The organism is Butyrivibrio sp. AE2032 (assembly GCF_000702965.1).
Genome location: NZ_JNLF01000003.1, coordinates 2,808,145 through 2,828,679, shown reverse-complemented (window position 1 = coordinate 2,828,679; position 20,535 = coordinate 2,808,145). Strand labels below are relative to the sequence as shown.

Annotated in this window: 20 protein-coding genes; all 20 read right to left on the bottom strand. The window is 42.4% G+C overall.

The features are described from left to right. Window positions 1-46 precede the first annotated feature (46 nt). Window positions 47-1,219, bottom strand: a complete 1,173-nt coding sequence (locus tag BO18_RS14140) for a radical SAM protein (RefSeq protein ID WP_034446932.1) — start codon at window positions 1,217-1,219, stop codon at window positions 47-49. A gap of 32 nt (window positions 1,220-1,251) precedes the next feature. After that, on the bottom strand, window positions 1,252-2,454 hold the full coding sequence (locus tag BO18_RS14135) for a glycosyltransferase family 4 protein (RefSeq protein WP_034446931.1): 1,203 nt from the start codon (window positions 2,452-2,454) through the stop codon (window positions 1,252-1,254). Further along, complete coding sequence (locus BO18_RS14130; RefSeq protein WP_185752435.1) at window positions 2,435-2,995, bottom strand: VanZ family protein; 561 nt, start codon at window positions 2,993-2,995, stop codon at window positions 2,435-2,437. Before BO18_RS14130 ends, BO18_RS14135 begins: the two co-directional genes overlap by 20 nt. A gap of 44 nt (window positions 2,996-3,039) precedes the next feature. Next, window positions 3,040-4,191: a glycosyltransferase family 4 protein gene (locus BO18_RS14125; RefSeq protein ID WP_034446929.1), complete on the bottom strand. Its 1,152-nt coding sequence runs from the start codon at window positions 4,189-4,191 to the stop codon at window positions 3,040-3,042. A 17-nt stretch (window positions 4,192-4,208) separates the two neighbouring features. Further along, window positions 4,209-5,606: a sugar transferase gene (locus BO18_RS14120; RefSeq protein ID WP_034446928.1), complete on the bottom strand. Its 1,398-nt coding sequence runs from the start codon at window positions 5,604-5,606 to the stop codon at window positions 4,209-4,211. Between the two features lie 174 nt (window positions 5,607-5,780). Continuing rightward, on the bottom strand, window positions 5,781-6,395 hold the full coding sequence (locus tag BO18_RS14115) for a regulatory protein RecX (protein ID WP_034446927.1): 615 nt from the start codon (window positions 6,393-6,395) through the stop codon (window positions 5,781-5,783). A gap of 78 nt (window positions 6,396-6,473) precedes the next feature. Beyond that, window positions 6,474-7,553, bottom strand: a complete 1,080-nt coding sequence (recA, locus tag BO18_RS14110) for a recombinase RecA (RefSeq protein WP_034446926.1) — start codon at window positions 7,551-7,553, stop codon at window positions 6,474-6,476. Between the two features lie 218 nt (window positions 7,554-7,771). After that, a complete protein-coding gene (locus tag BO18_RS32810; protein ID WP_051688735.1) occupies window positions 7,772-8,308 on the bottom strand; it encodes a J domain-containing protein in 537 nt (178 codons plus the stop codon). 49 nt (window positions 8,309-8,357) lie between these two features. Beyond that, complete coding sequence (locus tag BO18_RS14100; RefSeq protein WP_034446925.1) at window positions 8,358-8,756, bottom strand: GerW family sporulation protein; 399 nt, start codon at window positions 8,754-8,756, stop codon at window positions 8,358-8,360. A 14-nt stretch (window positions 8,757-8,770) separates the two neighbouring features. Next, window positions 8,771-9,829, bottom strand: coding sequence for a DUF2953 domain-containing protein (locus BO18_RS14095; protein ID WP_034446924.1), 1,059 nt, complete (start codon window positions 9,827-9,829; stop codon window positions 8,771-8,773). A 132-nt stretch (window positions 9,830-9,961) separates the two neighbouring features. Beyond that, window positions 9,962-10,297, bottom strand: a complete 336-nt coding sequence (locus BO18_RS14090) for a hypothetical protein (RefSeq protein WP_034446923.1) — start codon at window positions 10,295-10,297, stop codon at window positions 9,962-9,964. A 45-nt stretch (window positions 10,298-10,342) separates the two neighbouring features. Further along, a complete protein-coding gene (locus tag BO18_RS14085; RefSeq protein ID WP_034446922.1) occupies window positions 10,343-11,158 on the bottom strand; it encodes a hypothetical protein in 816 nt (271 codons plus the stop codon). 3 nt (window positions 11,159-11,161) lie between these two features. After that, a complete protein-coding gene (locus tag BO18_RS14080; RefSeq protein WP_034446921.1) occupies window positions 11,162-11,704 on the bottom strand; it encodes a helix-turn-helix domain-containing protein in 543 nt (180 codons plus the stop codon). An 87-nt stretch (window positions 11,705-11,791) separates the two neighbouring features. After that, window positions 11,792-13,237, bottom strand: coding sequence for a peptidoglycan D,D-transpeptidase FtsI family protein (locus BO18_RS14075; RefSeq protein WP_034446920.1), 1,446 nt, complete (start codon window positions 13,235-13,237; stop codon window positions 11,792-11,794). 2 nt (window positions 13,238-13,239) lie between these two features. Continuing rightward, window positions 13,240-14,640 carry an FtsW/RodA/SpoVE family cell cycle protein gene (locus BO18_RS14070; protein ID WP_051688734.1) on the bottom strand — a complete coding sequence of 467 codons (1,401 nt, stop codon included), beginning with the start codon at window positions 14,638-14,640 and terminating at the stop codon, window positions 13,240-13,242. A 6-nt stretch (window positions 14,641-14,646) separates the two neighbouring features. Then, the gene (locus BO18_RS14065; protein ID WP_034446919.1) at window positions 14,647-17,100 is read right to left on the bottom strand and encodes a peptidase U32 family protein; all 2,454 of its coding nucleotides are present in this window, start codon (window positions 17,098-17,100) and stop codon (window positions 14,647-14,649) included. A gap of 54 nt (window positions 17,101-17,154) precedes the next feature. Beyond that, a complete protein-coding gene (locus BO18_RS14060; RefSeq protein WP_034446918.1) occupies window positions 17,155-17,562 on the bottom strand; it encodes a cell division protein ZapA in 408 nt (135 codons plus the stop codon). Between the two features lie 108 nt (window positions 17,563-17,670). Beyond that, on the bottom strand, window positions 17,671-18,447 hold the full coding sequence (locus BO18_RS14055) for a Cof-type HAD-IIB family hydrolase (protein WP_034446917.1): 777 nt from the start codon (window positions 18,445-18,447) through the stop codon (window positions 17,671-17,673). Beyond that, the gene (locus tag BO18_RS14050) at window positions 18,426-19,520 is read right to left on the bottom strand and encodes a pyridoxal phosphate-dependent aminotransferase (RefSeq protein ID WP_034446916.1); all 1,095 of its coding nucleotides are present in this window, start codon (window positions 19,518-19,520) and stop codon (window positions 18,426-18,428) included. The genes BO18_RS14055 and BO18_RS14050 overlap by 22 nt, the downstream gene beginning before the upstream one ends. Continuing rightward, on the bottom strand, window positions 19,517-20,509 hold the full coding sequence (gene cbiB, locus BO18_RS14045) for an adenosylcobinamide-phosphate synthase CbiB (protein WP_034446915.1): 993 nt from the start codon (window positions 20,507-20,509) through the stop codon (window positions 19,517-19,519). The genes BO18_RS14050 and cbiB overlap by 4 nt, the downstream gene beginning before the upstream one ends. Window positions 20,510-20,535: the final 26 nt, after the last annotated feature.

Genomic DNA, 20,535 nt, shown 5'->3' with positions numbered 1-20,535 from the left:
AAATGACCTGCTTTAAAAGCAGGTCATCAAAATAATAATTACTGTATTACTTCTGCATCTGAGCTGCGATGTCGGCGTCAACAATCTCTTCACCGGTCTTGTCCTTAAGCTGCTCCATTGAAGCTGCTGAAAGGCCGTTATTAACTGTTGCGCAAAGGTCACAGGTGCTGCACTTATCAAGTTCTTCCTTTGTAACCTTGCCATCACGAAGGTCACGAACGATCTTGTTCTCGTACATGCTGTACTTCTTCTTGGTCCAGAACTTTGCTTTGTGACGGATTACCCACCAAAGTGGTACCCAGATATACTTGTGCATAGCAGGAGAAACTGAACCAATCATCCAGCAGTCTCTGTCACAACAACGAACCTTGGCACGAACTGCCTCAGCCTCTTTTGAGTTCCAAAGCTCATCCCAGGACTGCTCGTTAAGGTTACCCATAACCTCTTTATCCTTAGTTCCGTTACATGGCATTACATCGCCGTAAGGATCGATGAAGAAGGTGTCAAAAGACATATCACAGGGAAGAAGTCTCTTCTGGCCATAGATGTAATTGATAAGTCCGTGGTTGAAATAAGCTCTGAACCACTTCTTAGGGCTCTTGCTGGCAAGAAGCTCATTTACAAGGTTCTCAAAGTTCTGAGCAACCATTGGACGATCCTTGATGATGTTCTTAGCTTCTACGAAGTAGAAACTGTTATGTAGAGATGCTGTAGCAAACTCCATTCCCATCTCATCTGAAAGCTTATAAAGAGGAACAAGGTCAGGAGCGTTCTTATCCTGAACTGTCATTCCAAAACCTACGTCCTTCATGCCCATCTCACGAAGAGTCTTAAGTGTCTGATAACCTCTCTGATAGCCGTTCTCAAGACCTCTGATCTCGTTGTTGGTATTCTCAAGACCTTCAATTGAAATACGGATACCAATCTGAGGGAACTCCTTGCAAAGATCAACGATACGATCTGTGAAGAATCCGTTAGTGGAAATAACGATTCTGTCTGACTTCTTGTAAAGCTCTCTTACGATATCCTTGATATCTGTTCTGATGAAAGGCTCTCCACCTGTGATGTTTGTGAAATACATCTTAGGAAGCTTCTTGATAGTCTCAATTGAAATCTCTTCCTCAGGCTTACTAGGTGCCTTATATCTGTTGCACATAGAACAACGTGCATTACATCTGTAGGTTACAATTACGGTTCCGTTTAACTTCTTCTCTGCCATTTTACTCCTCTTTCTCCTTTACCTGGGCTGCTTTATGCAGCGTATATCTTCAAGATCTTATCAAGATACTCATCTATAGTATCAAAGCTCAGATCCTTACAAGCTTCATGCATTTCTTTTGCCTTGGCATCATCCTGCCAAATAGTGTGTATTGCATCACAAAGAGCATCAACATCACCACTCTTATACAAAAGACCTGTCTCCCCCACTCTAATGAGCTCAGGAATTCCACCAATATTTGCTCCAATAACAGGAGTTCCGTAAAGCTGGGACTCCATTACTGAAAATGGGCAGTTCTCATACCACTCTGAAGGGTATACAGAAACTCTGGCTTTACGGATCAGGTCCGCCAATTCATCGCCACTCTTAAATCCAACATTCTTGATATTATCAACTCCCTCAAGAAGGTTCTCAAGTGGTCCTTTACCTGCAAAAACAAAGTTCACCTCAGGAAGTCTCTTTGCTGCTTCAATGAGAGTTCTTACACCCTTTTCCTCTGAAAATCTGCCAAAATACAGAACGTAGTCTTCCTTAGGAACTTCAACCCAGGGAATCTCATCAAGGAAGTTATGTATTGCCACTGTCTTTGATGCAAACAACGGATTTGAATCCAGCTTCTCTTTCATAAATCTACTGCAGCAGATAAAGGTATCGATATATTTGTATGTTCCCTTCAGTTTCCAGAAAGAAGCCTCAAGGGTTCCGATAAAGCTCTTAGCTGTGCTTCCGTGAATACACTTGCCCTTTGTACAGTTCATAAACTTTCCACCAAGGCACTTTTCACAGTTCTCATGGGTATTGGGATTATTGCACATATGGTTTGGGCATACCAACTGATAATCATGAGCGGTAAACACTATCTTACAATTATGACCGGTACTCTTTCTCCAGCTTACAATCTCAAGGATCATAGAAGGTGTAAGCTGATAATTAAAGTTATTAAGGTGTACCACATCCGGCTGAAAATCATCAAGAACAAGTCTTATCTTCTGTCTGGCCTCTTTAGAATAAATGGTCTTAAGAGGATAAGTCAGCTTCTCCAGTTTCCCAGCATCGTGGAAATCCATATCAGAAGTGTAGGCATTCACTCTGTTTCCCACGCATCTTCCTTCATGCTCCATACCGAAGTACTGAACTTCATGGCCCTTTGCCATTAAAGCCTCACCAAGCTTAAAAATATACGTCTCAGATCCTCCGTTAGGATAGAGAAACTTGTTAACCATTAATACTTTCATAATGCGCTCCGTAACAAAAACTTTTCCTACATTCATGAATCAGGAAGGCTATGATTGCTCCCACAAAACATCCGCCGGTGTTGGTAAATATGTCGGTTAGCTCAAACATTCCCCTTCCGGTAATAAGCTGACTGCACTCAATAATGAGGCTGACAATGAATCCTACAACAGTAGTTTTTAATATACCCATAGCTGGATCCACATTCCTGTAATGATAAAAAACAAACATCCCCATAGGTAAGAATAATAGCATATTGTAAAAAGCAAATGCTGCCACAAATAGAGATGGTGGACCACCAAGAAGCCCAAGCCCCAGGTTAATATAAAGGTGCACTATTCCTGCCCTTGAGCCACCAGGGCGCCTTAATATAGTGATAGCCAAAAGAATGCTCGCATAAACAATCAGTAAATATGAAAAACAGAGCATTCTCCAGGAGACATTTCTCTTTTTCCTAAGAAACGTTCCAACCATCAGCACCAGAAGTGCTTCAATCATCATCCAGATAAATAAATTTTCCGGTCTAATTCCCTGAGTTTCCATAATGAAAACTCTTTTTAAAGTCTGAAAATAATCACTTATCATGATCACACATTATCTATCCTCTCCACATTAAGGATTGCATCAATGTATAGCTTTACGCTGGCGCCTGTAGCCTTATTCCAACTGTATCTCTCGTAGCAGTAATTCATGATCTCCTCTTCGGAGTGGAACAGTGAGCTGTCTTTTAATGCAGCATCAAGCTTTTTTGCCAGGTCCTTAACATTGGATTTTTCAAAATACATAGCATAATCTTCACAAGCTTCCTTATTCTCAGGAATATCACTGGTAAGACAGCGAAGACCATAGCTCATAGCCTCCAAAAGACTAATGGGCATTCCCTCTACGTCACTGGGAAGAATATACATATAGGTATTACTGAAAAGCTCTGATAAAAGATCTCCCTGTACAAAGCCAGTAAGAACAACTCTTTTATCCTGCTTGGCCAAGGCTTTTATCTCATCAACATAGGCATCTGAATGACTTGTTCCACCGGCAATAACCAGCTTCATATCCGTGTCAATCATCTTAAATGCCTGCATTAGATAAGTAACACCTTTTTCTGGAACAAGTCGTCCAAGATAGAGAATGTACTTTTCTTTCTCAAGCCCAAACTTTTTGGATATAATATCCGGTTCCTTGAACTCAGTCTTACTTACTCCGTTTGGAATGTAAATTGTCTCTCTGTTATAGGTATCCTTGAAGTACTGCTGTACATTACGTGAAAGAACTATCACCTCGTCAGCATACTTTGCAGCCATCTTCTCTCCAAGCTGAAGCATCTTTGTGGCAAAGCCTCCCCACTTGGACCTCTGCCAGTCAAGACCATGTATGGTAGAAATGGTCCTTATTCCAAAGAAATGAGGAATAACCAGCATCATACTTGGGCCTTCTGCATGGTAATGGATTACATCATAATTCCCGAAAATAGCCATTATAGTTGCAAGAAATGAATACACAATAGCATTCATGGCCTTGTTCTGTGGTGTAGGAACATGAACAATCCTGATTCCCTTGTATTCTTTTAATTTATGAGCCTCAAGATCAGCATCCTTAACCGATACGTGATGGCCTTTTCTGTTATAGGCAGTAACTGAATGTCCCATCTGAACAAGGCGTGATGACAGTTCTTCAACAACTATCTCAATTCCGCCTTCACGGGATGGTATTCTCTTATGCCCAATCATTGCTATCTTCATGATGTCAAATCCCCAAATTAGTATGAGTTTTTACGTTTCAGTACCTCTGCAACTGTTTTAAAGAGTATCTTGGCATCGAGCCAGAGACTCCATTCATCAATATACTCTGTATCAAGCTCTACTACCTTGTTAAAGTCTGTGATGGAGCTTCTGCCATATACCTGCCACATTCCTGTAATACCGGGCTTGATACTGATCCTTCTCCACTGCTTATTTGTATACTTCTTAACTTCGTCAATTGTTGGTGGTCTTGTTCCAACCACTGCCATTGACCCGAACAGAACGTTAAAAAACTGTGGAAGCTCATCAATACTTGTCTTTCTGATAAACTTTCCTACTCTTGTTACTCTTGGATCATCCTTTATCTTAAACATCATGCCATCTTCAACTTCATTAAGATCGGCAAGCTCATCCTTCATCTCCTCAGCATTCTTATACATACTGCGGAATTTCCAGATCTTGAAATGTCTTCCATTCTTTCCAACTCTTACCTGCTTAAAAATAACAGGTCCCTTGGAATCAAGCTTGATTGCAATAGCTGTAATAAGCATAATTGGTGATGTTAATACAATAGCCACAAAAGAAAAGATTATGTCGAATAATCTCTTTATAAAGCTTGCCCACATGTTCATTGAAACAGTATGGAATGTATATACAGGATATGTTCCAATACTACTAATGTATGAAAAAGACTTCCTACGTCTGAATACATCGATAATAATACGACAGGTAACCCCCATCTCGATGCATTTGTCCACATAGCTTTGAAGCTGAACAACATCAAATTCCCTCTTCTGAAGGATATAGACCTGATCGATATTATACTTTCTGATTATGGTCTCAAGATTTTTGAGACATCCTATGTATTCCAGAGAATCGTCATCCTCATCAAAACTGATGTATCCTATCTCATTTACAATAAGGGCTGTCTTACTAAAGAAATATCTGAACTTATTGTAGGAATCCTTGCTACCCACATAGAGAACTCTTGGAATATGCTTCCTTCCGATGAATCTGTCAATGATATTCTTGAAAAATACTATTTCCAAAACAAGCATCACATAAGAAATGCCGATAAGCCACCAGACAAAATCCCCCTCTATGGGAAGATCAGCAGAAAAATGATATAAAAATCCGCCACAGACCAGCGCCAGAATAAAGGATAAAGTTTCCCTTTTAATTATTCTGTCTCTGTAAAAGAAAATCGTATTGTTATAGATATACTGAGTTCTATTACCAAGGAGGAATATTAAAATGCAAACCAGATATATGGTCACAAATGCAATCCACTCTTCCATGGTTGAAAAATCGTTGTCAAAAACGGAATAGGCTATAAAAAAAGAAAAAAATAACACTAAAACATCGATTAAGACATGGATTATATCGAATGATGCTCCAAAATTTGACCGGTTCATTTTAATCCCCACACTTCAATAATTATAATAAGAAGGCACAAGTTGCGCCTATAATAAAACACCTAAGATACTTTAACAGAATTGCACACAATTTATCAATTAAAAAAGGGCACAAATCTTATACGTTCAAGCTAAATAAATTTAGTGTATTATGCATAAAAGATGCATATATAGTCATATTTCTTCCTCCATAGCCCTTTTAATGCTTGAAAGATTATAACCTTTACGCATCAAAAAAGCTATAATCTTCTGCTTTTCCTTAACATCAGTGCTTAAATGATCAAAGTGTTTTTTTACTAATAGCTTTTTGATCTGTTCCAGTTCAGACTCGCCCTCATCTTCAGCATAAAGCTCTTCAATAATTGGCATAAGAATATCCTTTGAAATACCCTTGCCATTAAGATCCTGTATGATCCTGGCTTTTGATCTAATAGACATCTGATAAGTAATGTAATCTCTGACGTAGCGCTCATCGTCAAGATACCTGTAGGATTTAACATATTCTATAGCCTCATCCACTATATCTTTAGGATACAAGCCTTCCAAGAGCTTATCTCTAAGCTGTTTCTCTGTATAATCCTTCTTCTGAAGAAGGTTCATTGCCCGAAGTTTAGCCCGTTTAGGCAAAACCATACCAACTATCTCCTGATAGGAAGCCTCACTGATTTTCTGTCCTGCCTTTATTCCAAACTCCTTAAGTTCGCCCTTATAGATAACAAAGGCAAATTCCCCATCCAAATATACTTTGCATCTCTTTTTATCAAGTTCAACAACATCAGTAACCACCATCTCTTATACCTCATAAAAGTATCCCCTGGCAGCCTACGACCACCAGGGGAATGATTTAATCATAATAAGTAGCAAGAATTACTCTGCCTTAGCTGCCTTACTCTTCTTGGCAGGAGCCTTGTCAGCATCGTCCTCATCGGCAGAAGCTGCTACATTGTCCTGTACCGGTAAACCAAAGTGAGCACGTACCTTTGCGTCAAGTTCTGCAAGAACCTGAGGATTATTCTCGAGGAATAACTTAGCATTCTCACGGCCCTGACCGATTTTCTCACCGTTGTACTGGTACCATGCGCCGGACTTGTTGACAATATCAGCTCCGGCTGCAAGATCAAGAACATCACCGGTCATGGAGATACCCTTACCAAACATGATATCGAACTCTGCCTCCTTGAAAGGAGGAGCAATCTTGTTCTTAACCACCTTCACTCTTGTTCTGTTACCGATGTTCTCACCATTCTGCTTGATAGCCTCAATACGGCGAACATCCATACGTACAGATGAATAGAACTTAAGAGCACGTCCACCGGTTGTGGTCTCAGGATTACCAAACATAACACCAACTTTCTCACGAAGCTGGTTGATGAATACTACTGTACAATTTGACTTGCTGATAACAGCTGTGAGCTTACGAAGCGCCTGAGACATAAGTCTAGCCTGAAGACCAACGTGTGAATCGCCCATATCTCCGTCAATCTCAGCCTTTGGAACAAGGGCTGCTACTGAGTCAACAACTACGATATCAATGGCTCCGGAACGAACCATGGTCTCTGTGATCTCAAGAGCCTGCTCACCTGAATCAGGCTGTGAAATATAGAGGTTATCAACATCTACACCGATATTCTTGGCATATACAGGATCAAGGGCATGCTCCGCATCAATAAATCCTGCAATTCCGCCTCTCTTCTGAACTTCAGCAATCATGTGAAGTGTAACAGTTGTCTTACCACTGGACTCAGGTCCATAGATCTCAACGATCCTTCCCTTGGGAATTCCACCAAGGCCAAGGGCAATATCAAGGCTAAGAGAGCCTGTTGGTATTGTCTCAATGTTCATCGTGTCGGATGAATCTCCAAGCTTCATCACAGCGCCCTTACCAAACTGCTTCTCAATCTGACCAAGTGCTGCTTCTAATGCTTTCTGTTTATCTTCTCTTTCCATACAATTCTCCTTCTCAGAACATCCGTTCGTTGTGATAATATAAATATAAAACAGATGTTCGACTGTGTCAATTATTTTTTCGTTAAAAATGAAAATGAAAAATTCCGGCAGAAACGCCAGATGTTCAGACCCCATCTAAACATACACAAGTCACCGCCCAGATACGACGATGACTTGAATACAATACCATAATAATTATGCTATGTCAAAACCAAAATTTATGCCTTCATGCCCATGTCATAGTGACTGCACAAAACGCTGTATTCCTCATTGATCAGCTGGACCATGTAGGAATCTCCACTAATATTGTCCGGATGGAACATCTTCATAAGATCCTTGTAACGTTTCTTAAGAGTAAGAGGTGAATTAACTCCTCTGAACAGAAGGTCAAGAGCATCATACTCATCCTGCCTCTGGTAAGCCTTCTCCCTCTCAAGTCTTATAAACTCACTCTCCAGCTTTTTCTTATCAGCGTTAAGCTGGTCAAATCCATTATTAAGGATACGAAGTCTCTGCTCAAATAATGCCTTCTCATTGTTGAGCTTCCTGGTAGCAGTCTCAAGCTTTTTCTCGGCTGCATCCATCTTCTCTTTAAAAGACATTTCGTCTCTTTCCAGGCGCTCATACCTCTCGCAAAGAGCACTCTCCTGGTTCTCCAGTCTAACGCTCTCTTTGAAAAGCCAAAGTCTAAGCTGTGCAAGCTCATCCTCAGTTCCATTCAGTAAAATTTCTTCGATATTTCTTTTCTCTTCCATAAGGGCCCCCACCTGATGGAAAGAATCCTTGAAAAGGACTCTTTAATACTTACTTCTCCTCTTTTTCCTCAGGAAAAGCAATGTCTACTGCTGCATCATCATCCATGATATCTTCTTTGTTACTGGAGAATCGGTTCATGATGTCGGGAACCAGATCAAGGACCTTGGTAACAGCGTCCTGATTCTTGATGTTTACAAGCTTTGTTGAACCATTTTTAATTACAAGCACAGCGCTTGGTGACATCTTAGCACCAAAACCACCGCACCCTCCATCTTTTTTATCGGCAGAAGTTGAGCCTGCCCCAACCCCAAAAGACACATCAACCAGAGGAAGAATAATTGTATCTCCGATCTTGGTAGCCTCGCCAACTACTGTCTTAGAACTCATAACTGCGTTCATTCCGCTAAGTAAAGAACTTACTACACCGCCAAAATTATTCTCTGCCATGACACCCCTCCAAATTATGAATTAACGATCTTCTTGAATCGTCTTATTGTCTTCTTAACATCTTTATTTAACAAGCATACTACCGTAACATAAACCGCGACATACAAGGACAGATGCCCTTTGAGATGTACATCCCCCTTCACTACCTTGCGTTCAAAGTCTGGTGTGTACACCACTTTCTTGTAAAGCAGCGGATATAGTGCTCCGTATGCCCCCATAAGCTCTGCAGTAAGAGCAGGATCTCCACTTCCAAATAACACTTTTATATCGCATTTGCGTGGAAGAATCTGCTTAAGAACCCATATAAGCTTACGCTTTACCAGCTCAAATGCCCTCTTAAAAATGTCATTTTCAAGAGTTGCTTTAATCATACTTATCTTATCACAAACCCTAGATATTGTACATTGTATTTTTTCAAACACATTTAGTGGTGTTTTCAGAAAATTGTCAACAAAATCTATGATTTTCCAAATGACATCCAAAATTGATTTAGGTTCATCCTCGGAATCATCATCTTCTTCCCAGAAATCATTTGATGATGATTGGTTAAAAGAGCTGTCGGCGGTATTTTCAGTTCCCGAGCCGCCCTGATCAACACTTGCTGGCTCTGTCTCCGTCTCTGTACTTGTACCCTCAGATTCCGTCACAGAAGTCTGATCATCAGTTTTTCCTGCTGAATCTGCCTTGCCTTCCGTGCCATCCGAGGTCTTTCCTTCTGGCTTTTTGCCATCTGAGTCATCTTTAACCTGATCCTCTGGCTTTTCCTCTTCCGCTTTTTCGGGCTTATTCTTCTTCGGAAGAATCTTGATTCCGCAAACTCTCAAGGTAAATTCTTTATTCTTGGGATACTCAATTCCTCCCCGTATCACGAACCACAGCCAGGAAAACGACGAAGATGCTGTAACTGTCTCCGGATCAAAGCCGTTCTCATACTCCGTTTCTGGCACCGTGGCATCAACCCTGTAAAAGATCGGTACAAACAGAACCAATAGCACCAACGCTAATATCACTGCCAGAATTATCAGCAGAACAATTCCTATTATTTTGAGCACAGACAAAACTGTTAGTAACATTCAAAAAACTCCATAGCACTTATATATTTTCATGAGTTGACATCCGGGCAGTAGCTATGTGCACAAGCTGCGATTCTCCAGCTCTGGGCAGCGGTGTACATACTACTGTCCGGGTGGCAACGGGCTAAATTATCAACCAGTAGCTTTCGAATCCAGGTACTTCAAAAGCTCCCCTTCGTAACCGGCAGCAAGGGCCTCTTCCGTGATCTTGACGATGAGATCAAGAGCTTCTGAGTAGCTTCCGGCGATTCCATAGATGTAGGCCGGATTTTCCTGGTAATATGGCTGTTTGAGGAATGCACAGTGGATGATATCCAGCTGGTCTCCTTCACCGAAGGCCTTCTGGATACAGTAGATCGTGAACTGCCCCCTTCCATGATAAAGCCTCCACTTCACTAGGGAATGCTTTTTCACGGAATCTCCCCAATACAGTTCCTTATAAAAACGGCAAAAGCCTTTCCTTTTCATACTGTAATTGAATCTCCCAAATTAAAAATAATCATAACTATATTATCATATTGAGCCATCAAAAAGATACTCATACTTCCTTCGCATCTGAAGCACAATTTCCTTTACACGTTCCCGCTCTTCTTCACTATAATCAGCAGCTGAATTTACTGCTTTTTCCACATCCTGCCTCGTGAAGTCAAAAGAAATATTTCTCCCATACAACTTCTCAGAAATCTCAAGCTGTTCTTCAAAGGAATCTCCAAAAGTCTTGGGCTTTGCGCAATCCATCAGTTCATAGACATCTCTTCCCAGCGGATAATCCATCTTGGTATCAGATAAAAACGCAGCTCCATTATCAAAAACAGGGCAAAGACGAAACTGCTTTTTGTCATTCATAAGAACAGCAATATTATGTGTATGACGGTCTTCATTAAGGAAAAGCGCATCTATTGTAAGGAGCTTATTCATATACATCCCAAAGTCATCAAGCCCGGTGATCCTCGCTGTCTGTTCAACCAGAATCTTAAGTCTCTCAACATGATCTTCAGTCGTAAAGATCATCCTATTAAGTGAATTGCCATAAGTCTGCATAAACAGACGCTCGAGGGTAATAAGTTTCCATCCATTAGTGAAATCCCTGCTTTTACAGCCTCTGTACTGAACTCCATTATATTGGATAACTTCATAGTCATAATCCGTATACTCTTCTTTATCAAGAGATGATCCATGCAAAAGAGCTGATGAAACACACTCAGACAATCCCTCGTATCCGGTATTGTCCGCTTTATACCAAATATCATCTCTTTCGAATTTGAGCTGATTTCCTTTAGATGATTTTCTGTCTGAAGTTTTAATATCTTTTTCAAAAAGTTCTATCATGCTCTATCTCTCAATCTTTATCCAGAAATCGTCGTCCGCCATGCGTCCATTGGTCTTCTCAATTATCATTATGGGATCATAAAATGGAAGATCCAGTTTCTTTAGTTCAAGCTTTAACATGTCCCTTGTCTCAGGAAAGCATCGCGACTTCAAAAATTCCTCATACTCTTCAAAAGTTGGTTCTGTGTTAACTCCCAGAGCCCTATAAATAGGATTTGTAATGTAATTATGTACCTCAACTTTTCTCTCCATTTCATCAACATCCAAAATGGAACAGACAAAATCGTGGTACATATAATACAGTCTAAGCCGGTATTTCTTTTCTGGAACCTCGAGTTTTTGCACAAGGTCATTATTCTTAATGAGAAGCTCAGCCAAAACTGTGATTGGACCTGTTATCACATCATCCGAGCTCTCCCATCTCTCCACAGTGCGCTTTGAAACCCCCAGAAACTCCGCAAACTCTTTCTGGGTCATCCCGGTTATATCTCTTATAAGCCTTATTTCTTCAGCAGTTATATGTTCAGGAGTAATATACTTTTTCATAAAAATCCCTCTCTTACATAAATTAAATCACATTTTTGTCGGTAAATCAACGCAAATCAACCGACAAAAATGTGACTTTTCAAACAATCACTCAACTCCAAAGTAGGAATCGAATATTCTCTTTGCAATTGGAACAGCGAAGCTTCCGCCACTTCCTGCGTTCTCAACAATGATGGTTACGCATATCTCAGGATCTTCTGCAGGAGCAAAGCCTGTGAACCAGGCGTGAGAATCTGAGGTGGAATCAGTGAACTCCGCAGATCCTGTCTTACCAGCTGCTGTATAGGAAAGTCCCTTTAACTTACTGGCTGTTCCGGTCTTTACAACCTCTTCCATCATCTCCGCGAGGATTCCTGCCTGTTCAGCAGTCATAAGCCTCTTGTAATCCTCTGGAGAATAGCTCTTTACTGTCTTTCCATCCTCACTCTTTATCTCGCTGATAAGATACGGTTTTTTAAGCATTCCCTTATTGGCGATGGCACAGGTGATCATGTTAAGGTGCATGGGAGTCATGCTGGTGGCCCCCTGTCCGATGGAGAGCTGCATAACATTCTCAGTGCTGGTGTCAGCATCAATAGAGGCAGAACTCTTTGAATACAAAAGATCTATCGGCAGCTCTTTTCCAAAAAGAAGCTGATCCAGGGTGTCTGCAAAAACTTTCCTGTTAATGGATACTCCAATATTGGCATAGGATGAATTACAGGACTCGGCAAAGGACTTTACAAAATCCTCTGAGCCATGGGTCTCGCCATGGAAACAGGAAATTGTCTCGCCGTCTATGGTGATCCTTCCTGAACAGGTGAACCTGTAATTGTTGTAATCCTTAGGATGTTCCTTGATATATGCCAGTGAGGTAATGATCTTAAAGGTGGATCCCGGAGGGTATAATCCCTGAGTTGCTCTGTTAAGAAGCTTTGCATCAGGAGATTTGTCCGCCAGAAGACTCTCCCACTCCGCCTTAATGGTTGATGGCTCAAAATCAGGCTTTGACACCATTGCCAGTATTTCACCGGTCTTCGGATTAGTTACAACAATTGCACCCTTTCTGGCAGAAAGCGCATTGTAAGCCACTTCCTGAAGATTCACATCCAAAGTGGTAATGCAGTTATCTCCCGGATACTTCTCACCCTTTGTATCAAGAGCCACCTTATCTGACAGATCAATACTGGTGTTGATAAGGTAATAGTTGGCAAGGGACTCAATCCCCGCTTTTCCATTAGTGGAATACCCTACCACATGAGCAAACTCTTTTCCATAGGGGTAAACTCTGGTCTCTTTCCCTGTATCGTCAACTTCCGAATAAGCCAGCACATCCCCATCCCTTGAAAGGATCTTTCCCCTTGAGTTCTGTTTCAGAAGGATCTGCTGTCTGGTATTGTAGCTGTTATCCATAAGAACCTGTCTGTTTGCGTAGGAGTAATAGCTGATGTAGATCAGCATTGCAAGGAAAATGGTCCCATAAAAACAGGACAGAACAATAATCGGATATGAGCGTATCTTTTTCTTAGGTTTCTTTGGTTTTCTATCTTCCATATCTATCTTCTCTTGGCTCTGTCATAATCGCTGTACTGCACTGTATTCGCTGTCTGAGCCTTTTGCTGCATTTTCTTCTTTCGGCGCTCCAGAGCTTCCATCCTCTCTTCGGTCCTAACCATGCATATTCCTTCCACTATCATCATCATGACAATAGTAACCAGCACCGAAGTTCCGCCATAACTCACCAGAGGCAGTGTGACACCGGTAAGCGGAATGAACTTGGAGCCTCCACCGATTGTAAGGAAGGTCTGGAAAATGTATGCGATACCCACTCCGCACACCAGAAGCCTGTAGTATTTATCCCTGATAAAGTATCCCTCATGCATGATCATCAGGAAGGTGCTGACACAGATAAGTGACATAAGCACAGCAAAAATCACCCCCATCTCCTCTGCTATGGCCGAGAAAATGAAGTCCTGCTCAACATAAGGAATGGATGTAGGTGATCCGCCGTAAAGTCCCAGACCAAACCATCCACCTGAGCTGATACCAAATAGTGACTGAGATAGCTGATATCCCGACTTATCAATATCCGTAAAGGGGTCAAGCCATGCCTTAACTCTCACCTGAATATGGGAAAAGAGCTTGTAGGCGATCATGCTGGCTATTGCAGCAAAGGCAAGGCCTGCAATGAGATAGCCGATGTTTTCCGTAGAAATATAGATAAGTGCCAGATAGATAACGAAAAAGATCAGCGCACTTCCAAGGTCCTTTGAAAGAACCAGGATTATGACGTGACCTGCCGCCACAAGGGATGCCAGAAGTAGCTGCCATAGCTCTTTTGCCTCAGTGAGAGCCCCTGCCATGAAAAACAGGAACAATATCTTGACCGCCTCTGAGGGCTGGAAGGTTATGCCTGCCAAGGTAAAAGAGATCTTGGAGCCATTTGTGGCTGCACCATACAAAAGCACTGCTCCGATGGCAACAACGCCAATCGCAGCATAGATCCAGGTAAATTTCTTGAGGATTTCAAATCTGAAGATGATCTCCGGCACGAAAAATCCAATGATAAAGGATGCAGTCACAATGAAGAACTGCTTAACTGCCTTGTCATAGGACAGCCTTGTGAGAATGATCATACTGATAACCAGGAGCATACAGGCATTGTTGATGATAAGCCTGTTGCCATCCGGGTAGATCACGTAAAACAGCATCAGGACCGATGCAAAAATGATTATCTGAAATGCGAAAAAGAACAGATAAACCGGCTTTCCGGTCCTGGCGATTATCTGGATGAAGCATGAAATCTGCACTGCGAACATGCAGATTATCTGTCTGATGTAGATGCCCTTTCTCTTCTTTTCTGTCTTGAACCTGAAGGTCATGAAAGCCTCCACAGTGTACAGCAGCATGAAAAGAGCTATCACATATTTTGATATCTCGGTTACATATAATTCCATCTTGTGTTACTCAACGCCGCGGGCAAAATGTCCCGCAGTAAAAGCTTCTTTCTTAAAAATGTCTTCCGGCTGCGCGCCGTTCAATCTATCTATGTAGTACTGAAGGACTTCCCCTGTCCTCTTCCCGGACTCCACGGTAAAGTCTAACCTCAGGTTATTAATGGTTTCAGTTAAAAGAACTTTATCCAGCCTCTTATGTAATGAAGTAGGATGTGCGTTCCAGATCACGTTGTAGCAGCTTCTGCAGTTGCAGGTCACAGGAAGAGTGTTGTTCATCCTGTCTATAATAGTCAGCTGCTCACTGTGGAGCTCATGGAGCTTTCCTGAGCATTTGTCTGTGGTCTTTTTGATACAGCCCGCGCTTATCATCATGGGTAGGTGGCCGTAAATGTTGTAGTTTATAGGAATGTCCACTGTATTCTTCAGAGATTTTGTTATGTCCTTCATTTCAGCAAAACTAAGCTCATATGGAACCGTAAATTCACTGATCATAAAGCCATTGCCATCTCCAGCCTGGCTGGCATTGCTGGATTGCGCTGTCGCATGAACTGTGTTGCTGTCGAGAAGTTCCAGACCTGCTTCACGGTTCCAGACATACATGCTGTAGTCCAGAACAACTTTGCCGTTGTAGCCGATTTCACGAAGGTATCCAAGCTGCTCAAGGTTGCGGACAAGGAGGCCTTCGAACGTGAATTCACTAGTGTTCGCCTCGCTGATCCGGCTCATTTTCTCTAAAACACGATCAATCTCTCTCGTGCCATCCCACTCTTCTTCACGGGTCACGTATGGAAGTGCGACAAATACTGCAAATTCCTTACCTATATTGGCATCTCCAGATGCGCATATCTCTGAAGAGATAGATATTCCAGCAGAAAGAAAGAGATTGCTCTCCAAATAGATTCTTTGAATAACAGAACCATTCCTATTATTACCTATATCAATTACTGAACCAGCATTCTGCAGCTCAGTAAACACTGCATCCAGCTGTTCCTTTGTGTTAACTAGAATATGAAGCCCTTTTCCAGCCTGTATTGGCGAACTGTACAGGTCGTAATCCGCGAAATGCGCTACAGGATTTCTACCTTCAGAATATTCGCCGCCAAGTCCAACATCATCAGCCTCATCACTGACCTCAGCTGCCCCTGAAAAGTCCGAAGCTCTCTCCTCAATCTGCAAAAGCACTTCAGCAACAAGGCTTCTTCGAAGTTCATTAAGCTCACTGACAGCCATGAAGATTCCCGTCCCTGCGCCGTTGTCATCAATAGTTATATCGATATTTTCTGCTTCAAAAGGTGTTCCACCAAGCTTGGCAAGCTGCTTTCTAATATCAGCCTCTTCCATGGGGCGCTTTGATGCAGCCTGAACTGTGTTTCCGTACTCCTCAGCATAGAAAACTTCATCACCCTTATAGGCAGTCATGGTAAGCCTTGCAGGCGTTCCAACCTTCAGTTCACAGTACAGGTCACACTTAAGCTTAAGCTCAGAAGTCAGGTACTTCTTATGAACATCCGCAAGTATTTCCTCAGAAGTAGCATTATAAGCAGGCGAAGATACAGTCACCATGGACTTATCATTGTGTCTGTGATAGTAACCCTCACTTATACCGGTCCTCTGGTAGAGAGACTTCAAGGTCTCCATATCCTCTTTTGCCACCTCAAAATCACCCTTGGGATTGGCATAATATCTGTCAATATATTTGCGATAAAGGGCCGTTACACCTGCAGAATACTCAGGCTTCTTCATCCTTCCCTCTATCTTGAAGGAATCAATTCCAGCCTCGATCAGCTCAGGAATAATCCCAATAGTGCTCATATCCTTCAGGCTCAGCGGGTACTGCTCCTTATCCCTCTCAGCCATCCTGTAGGGCAATCTGCAGGGCTGAGCGCACCTTCCGCGGTTTCCGCTCCTGCCACCTACGATGCTGCTGAAAAGACATATTCCGGAATAACAGTAGCACATAGCTCCGTGAATAAAGGCCTCAACCTCTACTCCCGCCTCTTTCCTGATGGTGCTCATTTCCTGAAGGGACAACTCCCTGGCAGGAACTACTCTGCAGCACCCCAGATCTTTTAAGAGCTTAGCCCCGTAAACGCCGGTAACTGTCTGCTGGGTGCTGGCGTGAAGTTCAATAGCCGGGAACTCTTTTCCTATAAGACGCATTACGCCGTAGTCCTGAACAATGACACCATCCAGATTCTTCTCTGCATAGGGCAACATAAAGTCGTAGAGCTGACCAAACTCACCCTCTTTAACAAGGGTGTTCACGGTCATATATATTCTTTTCCCATGGAGATGTGCATAAGAAATAGCGTCAAGAACCTGATCCCTGTCGAAGTTATCAGCATAGGCTCTTGCGCCAAATTTAGATCCCCCAAGATATACAGCGTCGGCACCTGCATTGAATGCCCCCACCATTGTTTCATAACCACCTGCCGGTGATAAAAGCTCTACCTTCTTCATAGTCCTACCAATAAAAGAAAGGCCGTCTTGCTCAGACAGCCCTTGAATTCACAATTACTTTTTGCCACCCTTAACCTGAGTCTCAAGCTGTATTATCTTCTTGGAGGACTCGTCCAGCTTGGTCTGAAGGCTCTTGCCATTCTTCTCAGTGTTCTCAAGCTTGATCTGGGTTGCGATAAGCTCATGCTTAAGATCGTACAGTTCCTTCTCCTTCTCGGAAAGCTGCTCCTCCATGAGCTCTATCTGCTTCTTGGACTTAAAGTAGTCGTCAGCGATATTCAGCTGAAGAAGAACGTTCTGAGTATCGATAGGCTGTCTCTTAAAGCCATCTATCTTGTTATATTCAGCGATCTTGTTGTTGATATAAGAAGCCACCTTCTGAAGGTACTCCTCACTCTCATAACCACTAAGTGTAAAAACTTTGCCACCGATGATGACTTCGGTATCTGTCTTGGATGCCATTTTGATCTCCCCACATGCGAATAATTACTTTGTAGATTATAACACAGATTATAAACTTGAACCATCTGCCATTTCAAGTAAAGAACCCAATTTGTTAAAGGTTTCTTTTCAGATAAGGTCATACTCCTTCATAGCGTTCCAGATGCCATCCTCCAATAGAGAAGTTGTAACGTGATCCGACAGCTCTTTTACCACGTCGGTGCCATTCCCCATAGCCACCGAAATTGCAGCGGTTTCCAGCATTTCCTTGTCGTTGATGCTGTCGCCGAAGGCCATGGTGTTTGAAACATCCTCGTGAAGAAGTTCGCAAACCTCCAGGATTCCGCTGCCCTTGTTAAACCCCTTTGGCACCATCTCAACTATATTCTCACTGTGGAGCATGTAGTCGTAAAGGTCCGACAGTTCCTCAAAGCACTGGTCCCTGGTGGGAGTTCCGCACTCGCAGGAAAGCTTGTTAATGACCCAATTGCCCCAGGTCTCGGTGATAGGCAGGAGCTTCTCTCCCATTTCTCTCATGACCTTTTCACCGTACATATCGCCCTCGAAATCATGCCTGTCCATATAAAGGTACTCCGGACCTTCAAGGATATTCCTAAAGCCGTGGCGCTTTGTAGTCTCCACTGTTCTGATGCACTCATCCCTGCTGATGAGCCTGTTAAAAAGTGTCTCTCCCTTGTATTCGATCATGCATCCACAAGAAGAAACAATCCCGTCAAAGCCAATTCCCAGAAGATCCTTATTATACACAAAAGCTCTGGAGCGCCCGGTGTTTATGAAGCACTTATGGCCCTTTTCCTGAGCCAGCTTAATGGCTTTCCTGGTGCTGTCAGGAATAAAATTCCTGTAATCCCAGATTGTTCCATCTATGTCAAAAAACAAAAGCATTGTTTCATCCTTTCGTAGGACTTTTCGTCCCTTACGGCGAACCTGTAGTAGCCTGTTCCCAGGCCCTCAAAGTTACCGCAGTCCCTAATAAGAATTCCCTTTTCCAAGAAGAAATCATACAGCCTTTTGGGGCTCTTAACAAGGATGAAATTTGTATCTGAGGAAAAGACCTTTAGGCCAGCGGAGGCAAGGTCGCTTTCCATCGTTATTCTTTGGCTTGCGATAAATGCTCTGGAGCGCTCTACAAAGTCAGTTGTGGCAACAATGTCTGCACAGGCCTCTCCTGCAGCCATTGCAAACACTGACATGTTCCATTCAGGTAAAAGAGCTTTAAGAGCCATAATATTTGCAGGCGAAGAAATAGCGTAGCCTACTCTTACTCCGGGAATGTAAAAGAGCTTTGTGTAGGCGTTCACGATGAAGAGGTTGTCGCAAAGATTCAAGTATTTAGCTGCGCTGATTGTCCCTGAAGAAAGGTGTAGAAAGCATTCGTCGATCAACAGAGCCGTTGAAGTTTCCTGGCATCGTCTGATGATTTTCTCAAGTAAATCGTTCTGAATCAGTCGTCCTGTAGGATTGTTGGGATTGCCAAGGATTATAAGGTCTATGCTTTCATCGATGCAATCTAGAAATTCTTCGTCCAAGAAATAATCCTTTTCTTCACTGAGCTGGAACTGCTCTATCTCCACATCGCCACAAGCTCTGATTCCATAAAAGTATCCGTAAAAGCATGGAACAGGTAATAAAACCTTCTTAGGGTTAATCAGTCTGATGATAGCCATAATCAGTTCTGAAGCGCCGTTTCCACCAATGACATTTTCAGAAGTTAAATAATCTATGGCTGCACGCGCATTTTCTGCACCAGATAGCTTGCTCTCAGCCATAGCCAGCTTATTCTCTGCCTTAGCCACCTTCTCTCTGAATACAGTCTGGTTTATGTCCGGGTACTCACTTATATGAGAAACTGCCTCCCTTATAGCGCAAATGACTTCCTCTGGACATGGGTATGGATTCAGATTCACTGAAAAATCCAGCTCTATTCTTTTGTCGTAAATCTCGCCACCATGTATCAAAGTATCACTCCTATTACGAGAAGAAAAATCGTAGTTAAAATGCTGGTCATGTACATGAGTTTGCAGCTTCTTGGGATGTCCTCTGGTTCTTCTGTGCGTACAGGGTCTCCGATGTAAGGCTTATGTACCAACTTCCCAAAGTAGTAAGCATCTCCCGCCAAGCGTAAGCCCAAAGCTCCAGCGCAGGCGCTCTCAGTCTGAGCTGAGTTAGGACTCTTATGATTATATCTATCCCTTTTGAAAATTCTCAGGGCATCCTTTCCAGAATACTCCTTTCCAGCAATGAAAGCTGCTCCTATCATAAACAAAGCACTTATCCTTGCTGGTAGGAAGTTCACAATATCATCAAGCTTAGCTGCAGCAAAGCCGAAGTTCTCATATCTGTCATTGTGATAACCAACCATGGAATCCATGGTATTTATGGACTTATAAACCAGCCCAAGGATCGGTCCCCCCACAAAGGTATAGATCAGAGGTGCAATTACTCCATCTGAAGTGTTTTCTGCAACAGTCTCAACTGCCGCCCGAATAACTCCCTTTTCATCAAGACTTTCCGTATCTCTTCCAACTATCATGGATACTGCCTTCCTTGCATCCTCCAGTGTACCTTCTTTTAGTGCCTTATAGACTTTCATGCTCTCAACCTTAAGGCTTTTTGCAGCAAGACAATAGCAAGTAAGAATTGCTTCCACAATCGCACCTACGAATGGACTGATTTTGTAAGCCAGTGCCAATATTGCAGTCACAGTAAGACCTGTAATAAGCACCACCAGAATTACCATAACAAAGCCCTTTGCCTTTTCGTTGGCCTTGGTCTTAGTCTCTGCAATTTCGGGATTCCTGTTTTCAGATATATTCCCCAAAAACTGTTTATCAAAAAAGCCTATGAGCCTTCCTATTAGTCTTATGGGATGAGGAAAGTTCATTGGATCCCCAACAATAAAATCCAATATAACTCCCATAAGGAAGGCCATCATATGATAACGCATGTAGATTCCTTTCTATTTTGTTACTC